Origin of the sequence: Streptomyces sp. WAC05292 (assembly GCF_003949955.1) — a bacterium.
Classification (GTDB): domain Bacteria; phylum Actinomycetota; class Actinomycetes; order Streptomycetales; family Streptomycetaceae; genus Streptomyces; species Streptomyces globosus.
The window spans coordinates 1-867 of the sequence record NZ_RPSE01000806.1; the positions used below are offsets into that span (position 1 = coordinate 1).

At 75.0% G+C, this 867-nt stretch carries 1 protein-coding gene; it reads left to right on the forward strand.

What is annotated here, in order from left to right:
* The first annotated feature begins 88 nt into the window (after positions 1-88).
* Positions 89-799, forward strand: coding sequence for an IclR family transcriptional regulator (locus tag EF903_RS33160; protein WP_125548589.1), 711 nt, complete (start codon positions 89-91; stop codon positions 797-799).
* Positions 800-867: the final 68 nt, after the last annotated feature.

Sequence of the window (867 nt, forward strand, 5' to 3'; positions counted from 1 at the left end):
CGGCGGGGACGGAGCGGGGCCGGGGCAGGACGGCGGGCCGGCCGGGGCGCCCGCCGCGGTCAAGTCCGCCGTCCGCACGGTCGTCCTCCTGGAGCACTTCGCGGCCCGGCCCGGCCTGCACAGCCTGGCCGACATCCAGCACGACCTCGGACTGCCCAAGTCCAGCCTCTACATGCTGCTGCGCACGCTGGTGAACCTCGGCTGGGTGGAGACGGACGCGACGGGAACCCGGTACGGCATCGGCGTACGGGCCCTGCTCGTCGGCAGTTCGTACATCGACGGCGACGAGGTGGTCGCCGCCGCCCGGCCCACCCTCGACCGGCTCTCGGAGGACACGACCGAGACCATCCACCTCGCCCGGATGGACGGGACGAGCGTCGTCTACCTGGCGACCCGCCAGTCCCGGCACTACCTGCGGCCGTTCACGCGCGTCGGGCGGAGGCTGCCCGTCCACTCGACGGCGCTCGGCAAGGCTCTGCTCGCCGGCCACTCCGACGAAGAGGTGCGGGCGCTGCTGCCGCGGAGGCTGGAGGCGGTCACCGAGCACACCGTGACCGACCGCGAGCGGCTCATCGAGGAGCTGGCGGTGGTGCGCGAGAAGGGCTACGCGGAGGACCGGGAGGAGAACACGCTGGGGCTGCGCTGCTTCGGCGTGGCGGTGCCGTACCGGACGCCCGCCCGGGACGCGGTGAGCTGCTCGGTGCCGGTGGCGCGGCTGACGGAGGAGCGCGAGGAGCTGATCAAGGCGGCGCTGTTCGCCGCCCGGGACCGGCTGTCGGTGGTGACGCGGCGGATGTGACCGCCCGGGCGGCGGCTCCTCCGCGGGGCCGAGGCTTCCTCCCCCGGGCGGGGGAGGCGGATCCCCTC